Consider the following 15,217-nt stretch of genomic DNA (forward strand, 5'->3'; position numbering starts at 1 on the left):
GGGTGTCCCGGTGGTTGCTGCAATGGTCCGGCAAAGGCCGGGCCTGCACGCGTCCGCTTTACCCATGCCCCCACAACCAAATGGGGTATGACAATGCCAGACAAGACCATTCCAGTCGCATCGCTCGGTTTTCCGAGGATCGGACGCCATCGCGAACTGAAGTTCGCGCTTGAAGGCTTCTGGTCCGGCAAGATTTCCGAGACGGAACTGCTCGAAACCGCTGCCCGGCTGCGTGCCGAAAACTGGGCGCTTCAGCGTGAGAAGGGGATTACCCATATCCCGTCCAACGATTTCTCCCTCTACGATCATGTCCTCGATACGGCCGTGATGGTGGGCGCCATTCCATCCCTTTATGGATGGGCGGGTGGGGATGTTTCCCTCTCCAACTATTTCGCCATGGCGCGCGGCAGCCAGAGCGAAGGGCATGCAGGCTGCGGCCATGGGCATGAAGGACATTCGCATCATGGTCAGGGCGTTCCGGCGCTGGAAATGACCAAATGGTTCGACACCAACTATCACTACATGGTGCCGGAGGTTTCAGAGGATCAGCATTTCGTGCTCACCTCGCAAAAGCCGGTCGACCACTTCCTTGAGGCGAAGGCGCTCGGCATCCATACGCGTCCGGTCATTCTCGGCCCGGTCACGTTCCTGAAGCTTGCCAAGGCGCGCGAGGCAGCCTTCAAGCCTCTCGATCTGCTGGCAAGGTTGCTGCCCATCTATGAAGAGCTGCTGCGTCGCCTGCGAGCGGCCGGTGCCGACTGGGTGCAGATCGACGAGCCGGTCGCCGTGCTCGATCTTTCCGAGGGGGAGCGGCACGCGCTGGCTATAGCCTATCGGGCTTTGTCGAAGGCCGCGCCGGATTTGAAAATCTTGCTCGCCACCTATTTCGGTGGGCTTGAGGATAATCTCGAAGCCGTCGCAGCGCTTCCGGTCGCGGGCCTTCATATCGATCTGGTGCGAGCACCCGATGCGCTGGAGGCGGTGTTGAAGGCTTTGCCGGGAAATCGCGTCCTGTCGCTGGGTGTCATCGACGGCCGCAACATCTGGCGCGCTGATCTCGCTGCAATTATTACCCGATTGGAACCGGTGATCGCGGCACGCGGTGCGGCGGCGTTTCAGATCGCGCCGTCCTGCTCGCTGCTGCATGTCCCGGTCGATCTCGAACTGGAAACCGGCCTCGATGCCGATCTGAAAAGCTGGCTTTCCTTCGCCACCCAGAAGCTCGGCGAACTTGCCACGCTTGGCAGGGCTCTCGGTGAGGGCAAGGCTGCTGTCGCGACGGAACTGGAGGCTGCCTCCAAGGCCGTTGCCGCGCGTGCATCCTCGCCGAAGGTGACGGACGCCGCCGTGCAGAAGCGTATCGCGACGATTGGCGAGGCCGACAGGAAGCGGGTGAGCCCGTTTGCCGAGCGGCAGAAAGTGCAGTCGCAGGCCATTGCGCTGCCGCTTTTCCCGACGACGACCATCGGCTCCTTCCCGCAGACGCCGGAGGTGCGCAAGGCCAGATCGGCGCATTCCAAGGGCGCGCTGACGGATGCGCAATATGAAAAATTCCTGCAGAAGGAAACCGAAATGACCATTCGCTGGCAGGAGGAAATCGGTCTCGACGTTCTCGTGCATGGCGAGTTCGAGCGCAATGACATGGTGCAATATTTCGGCGAACAGCTTTCCGGTTTCGCTTTCACCCAGCATGCATGGGTGCAGAGTTACGGCTCGCGTTATGTGCGTCCACCCATTATTTTCGGCGACGTGTCGCGTCCGAAAGCGATGACGGTTCGCTGGTGGGAATATTCGCAGTCGCTCACCGACAAACCCGTCAAGGGCATGCTGACCGGGCCGGTGACGATCCTCAACTGGTCCTTCGTCCGCGACGATATCGCCAGAAGCCTGACATGCCGCCAGATCGCGCTCGCCATCCGCGATGAGGTCAATGATCTCGAAGCGGCCGGTGCGCAGATGATCCAGATCGATGAGGCAGCTCTTCGCGAAGGACTGCCGCTTCGGCACCGGCATTGGCAGGATTATCTCGGCTGGGCGGTGGAATGCTTCCGCATTTGCTCCAGCGGTGTGGGCGACCGCACACAGGTTCACACCCATATGTGCTATTCCGAATTCAACCAGATCATCGATGCCATTGCTGCCATGGACGCCGACGTGATCTCCATCGAGACCTCGCGTTCGAAGATGGAATTGCTGGATGCGTTTCGGACCTACAAATACCCGAACCAGATCGGTCCCGGCGTTTACGACATCCATTCCCCGCGTGTGCCGGCGGTTGGAGAAATGGTCGATCTTCTGGCGCTGGCGCGAGAGCGGCTTGACGACCGGCAGCTCTGGATCAATCCGGATTGCGGCCTGAAGACGCGTAAATGGGAAGAGGTCAGGCCGGCCCTGGTCAACATGGTCGCCGCCGCTGCCAAGCTTCGCCGCGCGGTGCTCTGATATGAATGGAGGCCCGGCGAGAACCGGGCCTCCATCATGGCTTCCGCCGGGAAAATGTGGGGGAGGGCATATGAATGCCTCTCCGGGAGGATGGAGCCAGCCGGACAGGCAGATGAACGTTTCCGGGCCTACGACTGGAGATCGGTGTGGAAACGCTCAATCCCGGCGGATTTACGCCGTTGCGAAAGCGCTCAATGCAGGTCGGCCTGTGCGAAGACGCCGACATTCAGCTCTGCGCTTACCGGCGGCAGACCCTGCTGATTGATGTCCTGGGCCAGCGACAACAATGCCATCTCCAGGAAATAGGTCGACATGCCCAGTTCCAGAGATTTCGAGCGCTGGCAAAGATAGGAAACCATCCGCCCGAGCGCCAGAATCTCGTCTGCATTGTCCTGTTCAAGTATAGCTGTGGTAGACGCCGCCATGATTCCCTCTCGACAGTCGACAGTATGAAAACGCGATAATGTTGCGTTGTTCATTTTCGACCACATCGAGCGTCACGCGAGCGTCACACCTGCGTCAATCGTCGTTTTTGTCCGCCGGCGCGGCGGCATTTTCCGCCGCTTCAGTCGCGGCGAGCGATGTCACGAGAGCGACGATGCTTCTGCGCACGGCGGCGCTCTTGATGCGCGAAAAGGCCTGGTTGAGCGAAAAGCCTTCATTCGAGGCCACGAAGGTCTGCATGGCATTGATCGTGCCAAGGGCCGGATTGGCCGGGTCGCCATCGGGCGTGGCATTGGCGAACAGGGAGCTGACCTCAACGCCGAGAATCGACGCAATGGCCTGCAGACGGGACGCGCCGACGCGATTGGCGCCCTTTTCATACTTCTGGACCTGCTGGAAGGTGATGCCCAATCGCCCGGCCAGCGCACTCTGGCTCATGCCGAGCGACTTGCGGCGCATTCTGATTTGTGCGCCGACATGGACGTCGATCGGGCTGGGTAGTTTGGCGTGCATTACAAATTCCTCCGGTTGAGGTTCTTAAATCCGATGATTATCAATTAATATTGTTGAAGGTATACATTCAACACAATTTCCACGGGTATTATGACGCTTTATTGACGAAATTGCACGATTTTTCGTTCATAATCGCGTGTATGGGCCGCGATTTATTATTTTTGTTGCACAACGCAACGCACCGTTGCGGCTGGAAAGATGGCTCCATCCGGCCACGCCGATGGTCTGAAAGCCGATTCTGTCCCAAATTTCTCGGTTCATTGCATCGAATTCCTCAAGCGACTCGGTATCGCCGAAATGCGGAACCCAGACGAATGGCCGTTTCTGACCGGAACGTATGACATTTTCAAGAAGGACATTGTTGTAAAGTCTGGGCAGGCATTTGTTGGTGTCGATGGCCGGCGAAAGCGGGATGGGATTTCGTTCTATCGCAAAGCCCTGCCGTGCGAGCCAAAGTGCCGAGGCGTCCAGTTTTCGTTTCAGCTCGGTTGCGGCGCGGGCATTGCATCCGCCATGCGCGACAGGGTCGGCAACGAGCAATAGCGGCCGGCCGCCGCTTCTCAGACCGGTGACGGAAACGAACTGGTCAACGTGGAAGCCGCATTGGTGCATTTTTTTGCCGGCAATCTCCGCTCCGCAAGTTTCCATCGCGGAAAAATCGGAAGAGACCGGGACTTTGCCGAGATCTTCCGGCCGATATCCGAAACTGAAGATGCTTCTGCCGTCGAGAGCCTGAATTTTTCGCCACCGCTGCGAAGGGATGGCGGCATTCCTTCCGATCCCCCTGTCATCCTGCAGGCTGGAATGGCCCACCAGTCGAAAATCCGGGCCGACAAGCTGGTTGCCCCCTGCCAAGGCGACATCCGAATGCGTGGTTGCCGCTCCCAGATATTCGGCCAGGCTGACACCGATGGCCTTCTCCGCCACCAGGACGAATTCCGCCGCAGCATCAACCGCACGCACATGGAGCATGTCCTGTATCCATGGATGCGAAATGCTGTCGTTTCCGGCAAGGGGTATAAGCGCGGTGCTGCAAGAGGCTGGCAGGCTGCCGAGCCAGTCTCGTGCTGACCCGAGACTGGCTCGATCGGTCACGATAACGGCGGTGATATCCGCAGGCAGGGCCGAGAGCAGGTTTCCGATTGGAACGAGCGGTGAAACAATGTCAGCGGCCCTGTTTTCCGCAAAAAAAGAGGCGGGTAGTGCGAGCGCAATCGTGCGGATCAGCCCGCCGCAATCGGGCATCAGAGGCAAGGGCTGGATGGCGCTCAAGACGCTTCGTCCCCTGCCGCCCGCCTTGCCGCCAATTGCTGGAAAAACATCGTATTCTGAAGCTTCCATGATGGCGGCGGTGGGGATGGCAACGTTTCGCCCTTGAGCGTTACCAGAAGCCTGGCCGCATCGTTTCTTTTGACGGAAACCGCATTGGCCGCGAGCAGATTCGCCGTCGCGGATCCGAGGCCCGCTTCCGTGGCGATGGCGCGCCACGTCCTGCGGGTAAAATGCAGATTGTTGGCTGCGCGGGTGAGTGCGTCATATTCCTCTGGAGCGACCGTATCGCGGCAGGCGGCAAGCGTCGCCTCGGCATCGACCAGCGCGACTGTCAGCGGGCGGTAATCGAGCGCGCCGGGTGCATGGCTCACCGCCACATCGGCATCGGAAAAACGCCGTCCGTCGCGATAGGCCTCGAAAATCTCGCCGATGCCGATCATGCCGAAGGGGGCGCATTCCGCCGCCCTGAGCGCTCCCATGCTGGCGGCGCCGAAAACGGTGACGCCGCTCGACAGTGCAAACAGGATTTCCTTGTGCCAGACGGCGGCGCAATCGCCGTAAAGCCCGTCGATCAGCCCGATTGTTCCGACGCCTTGCCGAACCGCATCGAAAATATCGCCGCAGGCGGCCGGACCGCGAAGATCGAGACCGGATATATGCTCGGCTGCGATGCCGTGGATGGACGGGCCTGCAAAAACCACCGGTTTCATCCGAGGCCTCCGACGGTCAGCAGGTGATCGAGAGTGCGCTGCGAGATATGTTGCAGGCCGCCGCCGGCCGGAGCAAGGCCGCTTGCCAGAACCCGCACGACATGCAGGCCGGATACCTCCGTTTCCAGCGGAAAGACATAGATATCCTCGATGCCGCCGGCGAACAGGTGCGTCGCAAGCTGACGCCATGGCGGCGAAGACGCGGCGTCATGTATAAAATCGAGATTGGCCGGCACCCTTTCCATCGGCTGCACGCCGGGGGCCGAAGACCCGACCGCAACCATATCCCGCTGGTAGCGGAGAGGGGAAAGATCGTCCCTCGCGCCGCTGATATCGGTCAATCGCGACTGGATCGCCTCCAGCAAGGCTGCAATGGCAGCGCCATGGATATCAGGCCGGCAGGCAGCCCCTGCGGCGCTGCGGGTGCCTGGCCCGTCCTGCGCCTGAAGCGACCGGGGCAGGCTCGCCATCGCCACCGGCACGCCAAGCCCATTCGTCATGTCGAAGAAGGACGGCGGCAGGCCGATATCCGACAGGTGCTGAACAAGACCGTCGAAGGAAGGATCGACGCCCGCCGGAATGAGGATCGGTCGCGGTGCGATGGCGCGCGTCTCGAAAGTGTCAACGAGAAAGCAGGCATCGTTTTCAATGAGTTCGAGCAGGGCATGGAGGACCGCATGGTCAGGGTCGAACCCCGCCGCGAGCCCTTGGGAACTCATGCGGAAGGCCTGCCGGTCCCATGGGAAATCCACCCGGAAATCCATGCCGACAAGTTCGTAAGGCGCAAAAACCTCCCCCTGCCGGCGAATGGATGTGCCCTTCACCCAGGCGCGTTCTTTTCGCGGATCGAGCGCGTCCGGATCGACCCTGCCAACGGTTTCGAAGGGAATGAGAGGAACCCCTTTGTCCCGCATCTCCTGAACGGAGCTGAAGGCGGCGATATGTTTGCGGGTTTCTTCGGCGACCGCGCCTTCGATCGCCTCCATGATCGCCGATAGCCGGGCCTGTTCCGCGACAAGCCCCTTGCCCTGCGAGACCGACAGCCCGCGCGAATTGGGTCGGGCCGCGAACCAGACGGGAATGCCGATAATATCGAGGCCGGTCACGTCGCCGACACGGGTAATCCCGAACCGCCGAAGCAGTCCGGGATCGAAGAACGAAGCGTCGACATGCCTTGAAGCCGCTGTCGCTGATATGGGAGCATCGGCGCCGGTCAAGGCTGCGAGACCGCGATCAGGGCGCCGTGTTGCTGTCGTCGGCAAGGATGGCGTCGAACAGCTCGCCGGTGACGGAGCCGGCCGGGCCGACCGCCTTCAGGGCGGCTTCGATCGGCGCCTGTACCATGCGGTTGAAATCCCAGCCGGCGTCGTTCACTTCGCCGATGAAGGCGAAATCGGCTTCGGAAACCACCGCGCCGCCGGAGACGAGGGCTTCGATGCCCTGAATCTGAACCTGGTCCAGTTCCGCTTCCGGCTGGCCGTTCTGGCGAACGAGCATGGACTTTGCGGCGGCTGCCACGCGGGCATAGCCATCCACGCCGGGATGGCTGGCTTCATAGGCGGCAATCGTCTCATGCGACACGGACGCAACCCTGAGCGGCGCCGTGCGAATGAAGAGAACGCCGAAACCCTTTTTTCCGACAATGAAGAAATGCGAGGACATAGTATCTCCTATTTGATCCCAGCTAATCGAAGTGCGTGATAGAATTTTTCATTCGCTATCGGGTCCCGGTCTGGAGACAGGCTGCTGATCTCCCTCGCCGTCATACCCGGATAGTTTTCCTGAAGCCTGTTGCCGGATTCCCGGGCGGAGGCCAGATCGCCATGCAGCGCGTGGCTTGCGGTGAGAACGCGCAGCGCAGGCTCGTCATTTTCCATCCGCCCGCACAGTTCCACCGCCGTGCCGTAATCCTCGCGCTTGAAAGCGATGCTGGCGCCGGCCCACCAGTAGATGTCGGGTGCCAGCGGATTGAGGTCGATGGCCTGCTGAAACTTCTCCCAGGCGATTTCCGCATCGCCGAAATGAGCGAGCGCATCGGCATGCTGGAGCAGGAGGTCGGCCGAGTTGGGCGCCAGCGCCTCCGCCTCGAAGAATTTTTCGGCGGAGATGTCGAAGTCCCGCTGGTAGAGGGCCACCACCGCGCACATCCAGTGGCCCACCCCGAGGGCGGGGTCGATCTCGACGGAAGAATCGGCCTCCGCCTTGGCGCGGTGCAGGAGATGGGGGTCGTTGCCGCCCAGCATCAGCCATTCCAGTTGCAGGCTCTGTGCCACGCGGGCGCGGGCAACCGCCATGCTGTGGTCGAGATCGACGGCCTTACGGAACATCGAACGGGCTCTTCTGAGAAGCGGCAGATCGCATTTACCGCGCAGAAGCTGCTGGCCTTCCAGCAATTGCCGGTAGGCCTCGCCGCTGTGGTTGCGGTCGGGCTCCACCTGAAGCCGCTCGATTTCGCGGGCAAGCGCCGCCGCCACCTGTTTGGAGAGCAGCCGGAAGGCGGCGTGGATATGCCGTTCGGTCAGGACCGCTTCCAGTGACCAGACGATTTCACCGCTCGCATCCTCGATCAGCGCAACCGACATGCGGGTTTCGTCGAACACGGTCGAAATGATGCGGTAATCCGCCCGCAGCATGGCGTAGCCGTCATCGGCCCGGTCATGCGCCAGCGCAAAGGTGCTGTGCGGCGAAAGGACGGTGAAGGTGCGGTATCGAACAAGGCTGTTGGCGACATCCTCGACGAAGGCGTGCATGACCGGCGAGACCGGCTGCCCGTCGACCCGTGCCGGGCGGACGAATGCGACACGCGGTTTTGCCATTGATTTGCGGCGACTGCCTTCTTCGGGCTCGGCGGGGGCCGTTATCGTGGCGGCCAGACTTTGTATTCTCCGCCTCAGCGCCACGGTTTCCGCTTCCGGCGAACGACCCTCCTGACGAAGCTGCTCCATCAGAAGCTGGTACATGCCCTCGCAGGCGCTGATATTTCCGATCCGCGCATAGGCCGCCATGGCGGCGCGGTAGGTTTCTTCGCGCTCCGGTTCGATCTTGCAGGCGCATTCGGCAAGTCTGGCGATGTCGTTCGAGCTGGCGCGACCGAACCGCGTCAATTCCTCCAGAAGCTGGGTGTAGCTCGAAAAGAACAGGTCCCTGAGACGGCGGCGCTCCGAAAGCAGCCAGAGATAAAGATGGTCCTGCCCGGCCTCCAGCCCCTCCAGCAACTCGCCGCCGAATTCGAGCAGCGCATTGAGCCGCCGCATCGGGTCTTCGGCCCTTGCGCCGGCAAGGAAGATGGCAAGGTCGGTGCGCTGCGCCAGCTTGCCGGCCTTCAGGTCGTTTCCTTCGGTCAGAAGGATGGCATCGTCCTCATTGGGCAGTTTCTGCAGGCGGAGAATGAGCTGCCGCAAATTGCCGAGAGCCCTTTTCTGCTCGACATTTTCCCACAGCAGCGATGCGGCGTGCTGGCGGGAAAGAGACTGGTTCGGCGCAAGGATGAGGGCGGCGGTGAGGGCAAAGCCCTTGGACGGAAAAAATGCCTCCCGCACCGCATCACAGCGCGGGGTGCCAAAAAGCCGGATCGGTATCAGTTCAGCGTTCCCAGCCACTTTCGTCCCCTCATGAATCATCATCTAACAACGTGTCCGGGAAATTGAAAGTCATCATAGCGTTCCATTTGACGCTGGTGTGACGCGGCCTGCCTATTGTCGCAGACAGAAGCATGAATGACGGGTGGAAAACAGCGGACATGCGACGGGCAGGCATCGGGAATTTTCGACAGTGATAGCGTTTAACGGAAGCTACATGGCCTTCGAGCCGCGTATCGAGCCTTACCAGCGTGCCGACGATGTCGGATATGCGGTCAGTGAATTCATGTGGTTCAAGGGCCGTCCGTTCTATCCGGTCTCGGCGCTGGTCCATGCGAAGGTCGCGCATGCCAGGCTGTCGGCGGAAAAGGGCGACGACGAGGACGAGGATAATCTCGATATTCTCTTTCGTATGCCGCTGGTGGCGGGCGGGCACTTTTTCGAGATCGTGCTGCGTTCGAATGAGGGGACGTCCTACGGCGGCTGGGTGTGGGGAGAAGAACTGGAAATCCTGAATGAATTCGTCAACGGCTATCGCGTTCTGGCGGGGAAGTTCGACGACAGGCTCATCCGGTTCGAATATTCCAGGCGGTTTCAGCGTTACCGGACGATCGAGCCGCTGCCGGTGGAAAAATCCGTCTTCCTGATCCAGCGGGAGGCAAAACCCTATGCGGGCAGGCGTGGTCTGCCGGGAGTTCCGGTGGCCTGATCGCGGGGGCGCCCTTTGGGTCAACGGGCGGAAGGCATGGATGCGCGTATTGCGGCATGTCCGGTAAAGCGCGGCTTTATCGGAAGTCACCCGGGAATATTTTTATTTTTATTGTGTGGAACATTATGATGCCCAATAGAGGTAAAGTGCGTAACAGGGGGATGTCATCGCAGCTTGTGGCGGTGAATTGCGCTTCCGGCGACGATACGCTTTCCGATGCGGAGAGCGTTGAGGACGAGCCGCGCCCGCTTCTGCGCAGCGACAGGCTCTACGTTGTCGGCGAGCCCGTTTCCCAGACATTGCCCGCATCCGCCGTCGGCGATGATCGAGCCGGAAAAGAGGCGCCGGGCAGGACCGAGATCCGAAACAGGGTTGTGGATGCCGATATCAGGGCCGCAAAATGGGCCTGGGCGATATTGGCCATTGCGCATTGCTGGCTGATTTATTTCATGGTTCACAATCTCGGTTAGCACCTCCCGCCGGAAGACATCCGGTTTCGACGTTCTGGCGCGCAGAACCATCGCCGCAATTTGCGGCCATTTCGCCGTTTGAGCGAACCCGAGCGTCCGCAACCTGACCTTCCGACGGCCTCCCACGCACTTCTTCATGCCGTCGCCTGTCCAGCCGCGAAGGTCCGCTCTCCCTGCTGTTTGCCTGCGGAAATGTCATAAAGCTGTAAATGAAGAAACTTAATTGAGTGATCGGTTTCAACGGAAACGGACCACCATGTCCCGGTCGCTTTTTACCAACATGGCGGCGGCCTCGGACTTTCTTACGACATCGCACCGCCCGGGATAGACGACGTCAATATCGACCGCCCGGACCTGTTTGAAGTGGCGTGGCATGTGCGCGCCCGAACTCCTATGACCTTTCTAGCCCTGGAGATGACGAAGTGAGCAATCTTATAGGTACCGGCTTCAACGCCGGCTCGGATGATGGCGAACTGGCCACCCTCGAAAGCGATCTGCGCGCGCTTGCCGAAATTGGCTGCGATACCGTGGAAATCGCCGCAACAAGCCTCGACATGATCGCCGGCGGCCGGATAATCGAAGAGCGCGCCGACCGTTTCGTGTCGCTCGCAAAGCAGTTCGACTTTCGCTACACCGTGCACGGTCTCGTTTCTTCGAATTTCATGGATCCGGTGACATGCCGTTACCAGATTGATGCTGCCAAGGCGCTTGCCGTTCTATGCGAGCGTATTGGCGCGGGCATTCTCGTCCAGCATAGCGGCGCGCTGCGTGCCGACCAGATCGCCGAACGGGCCGATGCCGACAGCCGCGAGCGGGAAGCGCTTTTCGAACTGGCGGAATTCTGCCGGCCCTATGGCGTGCGCATCGCCCTTGAGAATATCTTCTCCACCGAACCCGGCCAATATCGCCAGACGCCGGCCGGAGTGGCAGCGACCGTGAAGGCTGTCGGTCACGACAATCTCGTTGCGCTGATCGACTTCAGCCATGCCTATCTCGAATCCACCTATCGTGGTCTCGATTTCCGCGATGAGCTTCGCGCCATGGCGCCGGTTGCCGGCCATCTGCATGTGCACGATTCCTTCGGCCGCCCGCAGGGCTTCTATCAGCCCTATTTCCCGCAGGAAAACACAGCACTCGGCATCGGCGATCTGCACATGCCGCTCGGCTGGGGCGATATCGACTGGCAGGATATCTTCTCGGAACTTTCCTTCCTGCCCGATACCGTGCTGATGATGGAAATCGGCCGCCGTTATCGCGCCGAGCAGCCGGCAAGCCTCGAAACGGCGCGGCACCTGATCTCGCTAAATAGCGCCCACACCCAGCTCGCGGCCGAGTGATTGGCCTGAACGAGGCGTAAGCCGAGAGGCTGATGTTTGAAACACCGGCAGTCCCGATGCGACTGCCGGTGTTTTAATTCATACTGCCCAGTCGGAGAGCGAATAGGCCCTGATGTAATCGATCATCATCTGCGAGCCGTCGCTGAAATCAGCGTCCGATGGCGTTCCTGCCGTGCCGCCAACGGCAAGGTTGACGACCATATACATGGGGTCATGCATATCATCAGGCGTATCCGTCTGCGCCACGGCGACATCGTCGAAATACCAGGTTATATGCTCGGCATCCCACAACAGGCCGTAAGTGTGAAATCCTTCGGTGCTCGGCACGCTGACATTGTTGATGACTGAGGTCTGTTCACCGGTGGCGTTGGAATGGGCGGACATGATGAGCGTATTGGGGTTCTGACCGCGCATTTCGATGACATCGAGTTCCGGCGGCCAGGAGCCGTCTTCGGGCAGGAGCCAGAAGGCAGGCCAGGCGCCCCGGTCGGTCGGCATATCGGCGCGGATTTCGAAATAACCATAGGTCTGGCTGAAGGAGGAATAGGTGTTCAGCATCCCCGAGGTATAATCATAACCCTCGACCTCGTCGGCAATCGACTGCGGGGTTTCCTCGGCGGTAATGGTCAGGACGCCGTTTTCGACGCTGAAAGGGTTGACCTCCGATGTGCCGGCATAGGCCGGGTTGATATACCATTGCGCTTCGCCATTCGTCGTCAGCGAGCTTCCCTTTTCCGGCGCCCACCAATATTTGGCGTCCCAGGTGCCCTGATCGCCGCTGCGCAACGAGAGCGCATCGAATTCATCGGCAAAGGTCTGGGTGAGGGAGGATCGGTCGAGGCTGAGCTCGAACTGGTCGGCCTGAAGGTCGTCTATGGTCGTTCCAGCAAGAACGATGGCCTCGCCATTCGAAAAATTGAGCCACAGGTCGCTGCCTTGCTGCGTGGCGCTGCCGACAAGCTGGTCGAAAGATGTGATGCCGTAGCCATTGAGCCGGATCGTATCATTGGCGCTGAAATCCGTGATGAGATCGGTGCCGTTTCCGCTCGTGAAAACAAAGGTGTCGGCCCCGCCGCCGCCGATCAGCACATCGTTGCCAGCCCCGCCATCGATCGTCTGGCTGCCCGACCCGCCGGTGATGATATTGTCGAGCGAATTGCCGAAGGCATAACGCCCGTCACCCGTCACACGCAGATTCTCGAAATTGTCGGGCAGGGTGTAACTCATCCAGGTATCGATGGTATCGATACCTTCCCCGGCATTTTCGGTGGCGCGATTGATGCTCGAATAGAGATAATAAATATCGTCGCCCGTGCCGCCCGCCATGGTCACGTTGACGGAACTGTCGCCCCACATGGAATCATTGCCTGCGGTGCCGGTGAGCAGCGGGCCGGAACCCGTGGCGGAGAAAAATCCCGTGGAACTGCCGCTGTAATAGAGTGTGTCTCCAAGCGCATTCACTACTGTCCGGGCCATGAACCGTCTCCTGTCCGTTAGCGTTGGTGTCTCACTCCTCCTGCTGCACACCCTAACAGGGCAAAAAGCCTCCTGTTAGGCCGAAATATGAGGGGTATGTTCCGTTGCGGTTGCATTCAGCTGTTGAACGGGCGCGTTGTCATGATCCGCTTCCGCCTGTTACATATTCGTTTTTGAACCGGCAGCGCGGTCTTGCGGTGCCCCTGCGGGCGATGGCAGGATTGGGGCGGATCGCAGATATGTCGCGGGGCATATCGGGAATGGAGTGTCAGGATTGAGCGTAGCCTTTACCAAGGAAGACAGTGCGGAAACCGCAGCCGAAACCGTTCTGCCGGATCGGGTAATCTCGCCTCATCCCAATCTGGTAACGCAGTCCGGGCTGAAGGCGCTGGAAGAGCAGTTGCGGCTGGCGCGCGAAGCCTGTGAGGCGGCCAATGCCATTGAAGACATCAATGAAAGGCGACGCATTTCCGCCAGCCCGCTACGTGATCTTCGATATTTCTCCGAGCGGGTCCGCACCGCGCAATTGATGCCTGATCCGACAATGGATGGCGTCGTCGCTTTCGGCAGCCTGGTGACGTTCAGCCGCGATGACGGGCGAACGCAACGGTTCCGGATCGTCGGCGAAGATGAGGCCGATCCCGCTGCGGGAACGATGTCCTACGTTTCCCCGGTTGCAAGGGTGCTGATGGGAAAAGCGGCCGGCGATCTCGTCAGTTTGGGCGGGAGGGAGATCGAGATCGTCGACGTCGCCTGAAGCGTTCGGTCAGAACATAGGCGGACTTAGACCCGGCCTGTTTCCGATGAGGTTTTCTTCTTCCCGGTTGCGCGCATTGTCTGCCGTGCCCAGCATCCGCATCATCGTGTTTTTCAGGAAAAGCCTGAAATCCAGATCAATGGCGGCATAGGCAAGCGCAAGTCCCACATGGGCCATGAAGACGGGGTTGAAATTCAGCTCTTCGAATTGATAGCCGATAATGACGCCGATTGCCGAATAGGCGAAAAAGCCGATTTTCCGTTTCCGGAAAATTGCATAAAAAAGCGCGAAGGCGCTCATGATGCAAAATCCCAACCCGGAAGCATAGGCGGTGGCCATAAAACCATTATGTGGCGTGCCGATCCTCGATATCTGCGCAAGCTCTTCGTATCGTGCGGTAAATCCGATGCCCAAGGGATGCTGGAACATGACCTGAAAACCGCCGGTGATCGTCTCCCACCGCTCATGCAAGTTGTTGCTGCTATTGCTGTCCTCGAGAAAACGTTTCGAAAAGGCCTGTTCCGCAAAGTCGAAAGCGCCGAGCGGCAAAACGGCGGCGATGACGAGGGCGCACAAGGCAAAACCGAAATAGGTACTGAGCAGCATTTTGATCGAAAAATTCCGGACGTAGAAATAGAGCCCGATGGCGAGGACGGCAAACACCCCCGAGCGGTTAAGCGTGAGGGTAAAGCTGGCGAAATACACGAGCAGAAACACGGCAAACAGCGCGGGGCGCTTGTGGCGTTCGGCGACATAGGCCACTGCTGCTCCGGCCAGCGCGAAGACCGGTCCAGCCGTGTTGCCGACGGGCCAGATGCCGCCTGCCTTTTCGACGCGCAAAAGCAGCGGGGTTATCTCACCTTTCGCCGCAAGCTCCAGCACGCCCGCCTCATCGAACATGAAGGACAATCCGAGGGATGCGAGCTGGTCATGGATGACAATGTCCAGGAAAAGCAGGATTGTCACCGCTATGAAGCCCGCAAATATGCCCCAGCAGAACAGTTCGAGCAGGTTTTCCTTGAACAGCAGATAGGCAAAGAACAGAAAATAGACCGCATAAAAATAGGTCATCGCCGTCGTATAAAACTCGCCATCGCCGCGCGCGTCGGCAAAGAGCGTCGTGAGAACAAACAGCACCGTTAGCGGAAGAAGATAAAACAGGATAATCGAAGGCGTCAGGCAGCGAATGTAAAGCAGCGCGATGACGGGCAGCGTCATCAGCACCAGCATGTCGGTAATATTGAGGAAACGCAGGCCAATATTGCTGGTCGCCACATTGCATTGAATGAAGAAACCAATGGCGAAAACGAATATCGCGAGAAAGATGCCGGGGATATTAATTGTCTTTGAAGGGTAAAGCGGCATTGCCAAAACAAAACCCGGTATAGTGGGCTGGTGCGATGCCGCATGATTTGCTGGTCTTTTCATCCGCGGTTTCTATCTTTTGTGGGCGGATTTCGACTGTCCACAGGACAGCGCTACCGCGCGGCAATCAATATAATATGGCGA

Annotated in this window: 14 protein-coding genes; 5 read left to right on the forward strand and 9 right to left on the reverse strand. The window is 59.6% G+C overall.

What is annotated here, in order from left to right; all coding sequences use genetic code 11:
* Window positions 1–93 precede the first annotated feature (93 nt).
* Window positions 94–2,442: a 5-methyltetrahydropteroyltriglutamate--homocysteine S-methyltransferase gene (gene metE / locus ACQZ5N_RS07280; protein ID WP_448732526.1), complete on the forward strand. Its 2,349-nt coding sequence runs from the start codon at window positions 94–96 to the stop codon at window positions 2,440–2,442.
* Window positions 2,443–2,633: 191 nt separating this feature from the next.
* Here metE and ACQZ5N_RS07285 read toward each other — a convergent pair whose 3' ends face one another.
* From ACQZ5N_RS07285 to ACQZ5N_RS07315, 7 genes are all read right to left on the reverse strand, one after another.
* On the reverse strand, window positions 2,634–2,867 hold the full coding sequence (locus ACQZ5N_RS07285; protein WP_448732527.1) for a hypothetical protein: 234 nt from the start codon (window positions 2,865–2,867) through the stop codon (window positions 2,634–2,636).
* A gap of 94 nt (window positions 2,868–2,961) precedes the next feature.
* Window positions 2,962–3,399, reverse strand: a complete 438-nt coding sequence (locus ACQZ5N_RS07290) for a helix-turn-helix domain-containing protein (RefSeq protein WP_003520859.1) — start codon at window positions 3,397–3,399, stop codon at window positions 2,962–2,964.
* A 126-nt stretch (window positions 3,400–3,525) separates the two neighbouring features.
* Window positions 3,526–4,671 carry a hypothetical protein gene (locus ACQZ5N_RS07295; protein ID WP_448732528.1) on the reverse strand — a complete coding sequence of 382 codons (1,146 nt, stop codon included), beginning with the start codon at window positions 4,669–4,671 and terminating at the stop codon, window positions 3,526–3,528.
* Window positions 4,668–5,381, reverse strand: a complete 714-nt coding sequence (locus tag ACQZ5N_RS07300) for a TfuA-like protein (protein ID WP_448732529.1) — start codon at window positions 5,379–5,381, stop codon at window positions 4,668–4,670. The genes ACQZ5N_RS07295 and ACQZ5N_RS07300 overlap by 4 nt, the downstream gene beginning before the upstream one ends.
* A complete protein-coding gene (locus ACQZ5N_RS07305) occupies window positions 5,378–6,577 on the reverse strand; it encodes a YcaO-like family protein (RefSeq protein ID WP_448732556.1) in 1,200 nt (399 codons plus the stop codon). The genes ACQZ5N_RS07300 and ACQZ5N_RS07305 overlap by 4 nt, the downstream gene beginning before the upstream one ends.
* Window positions 6,578–6,614: 37 nt before the next feature.
* Window positions 6,615–7,043 carry a hypothetical protein gene (locus tag ACQZ5N_RS07310; protein WP_003520863.1) on the reverse strand — a complete coding sequence of 143 codons (429 nt, stop codon included), beginning with the start codon at window positions 7,041–7,043 and terminating at the stop codon, window positions 6,615–6,617.
* Window positions 7,044–7,051: 8 nt separating this feature from the next.
* Window positions 7,052–9,004 (reverse strand): BTAD domain-containing putative transcriptional regulator, encoded by a 1,953-nt coding sequence (locus tag ACQZ5N_RS07315; protein WP_059753647.1) that lies wholly within the window; start codon window positions 9,002–9,004, stop codon window positions 7,052–7,054.
* A 172-nt stretch (window positions 9,005–9,176) separates the two neighbouring features.
* On the opposite strand from ACQZ5N_RS07315, the gene ACQZ5N_RS07320 reads away from it, so the two are divergent.
* The 3 genes from ACQZ5N_RS07320 (at window position 9,177) to ACQZ5N_RS07330 (ending at window position 11,475) form a co-directional block, all read left to right on the forward strand.
* Window positions 9,177–9,668, forward strand: a complete 492-nt coding sequence (locus tag ACQZ5N_RS07320) for a hypothetical protein (protein ID WP_003520865.1) — start codon at window positions 9,177–9,179, stop codon at window positions 9,666–9,668.
* Between the two features lie 161 nt (window positions 9,669–9,829).
* Window positions 9,830–10,138 carry a hypothetical protein gene (locus ACQZ5N_RS07325; RefSeq protein ID WP_448732530.1) on the forward strand — a complete coding sequence of 103 codons (309 nt, stop codon included), beginning with the start codon at window positions 9,830–9,832 and terminating at the stop codon, window positions 10,136–10,138.
* 422 nt (window positions 10,139–10,560) lie between these two features.
* The gene (locus ACQZ5N_RS07330) at window positions 10,561–11,475 is read left to right on the forward strand and encodes a TIM barrel protein (RefSeq protein ID WP_448732531.1); all 915 of its coding nucleotides are present in this window, start codon (window positions 10,561–10,563) and stop codon (window positions 11,473–11,475) included.
* A gap of 78 nt (window positions 11,476–11,553) precedes the next feature.
* On the opposite strand, the gene eglC is transcribed toward ACQZ5N_RS07330, so the two are convergent.
* A complete protein-coding gene (eglC, locus tag ACQZ5N_RS07335; protein WP_448732532.1) occupies window positions 11,554–12,951 on the reverse strand; it encodes an endo-1,3-1,4-beta-glycanase EglC in 1,398 nt (465 codons plus the stop codon).
* Window positions 12,952–13,225: 274 nt separating this feature from the next.
* On the opposite strand from eglC, the gene greA reads away from it, so the two are divergent.
* Window positions 13,226–13,708, forward strand: coding sequence for a transcription elongation factor GreA (greA, locus tag ACQZ5N_RS07340; protein ID WP_080854398.1), 483 nt, complete (start codon window positions 13,226–13,228; stop codon window positions 13,706–13,708).
* A gap of 9 nt (window positions 13,709–13,717) precedes the next feature.
* On the opposite strand, the gene ACQZ5N_RS07345 is transcribed toward greA, so the two are convergent.
* Window positions 13,718–15,136, reverse strand: coding sequence for an O-antigen ligase family protein (locus ACQZ5N_RS07345; RefSeq protein WP_448732533.1), 1,419 nt, complete (start codon window positions 15,134–15,136; stop codon window positions 13,718–13,720).
* Window positions 15,137–15,217 lie beyond the last annotated feature (81 nt).

This window comes from Agrobacterium sp. 22-221-1, from assembly GCF_053522445.1.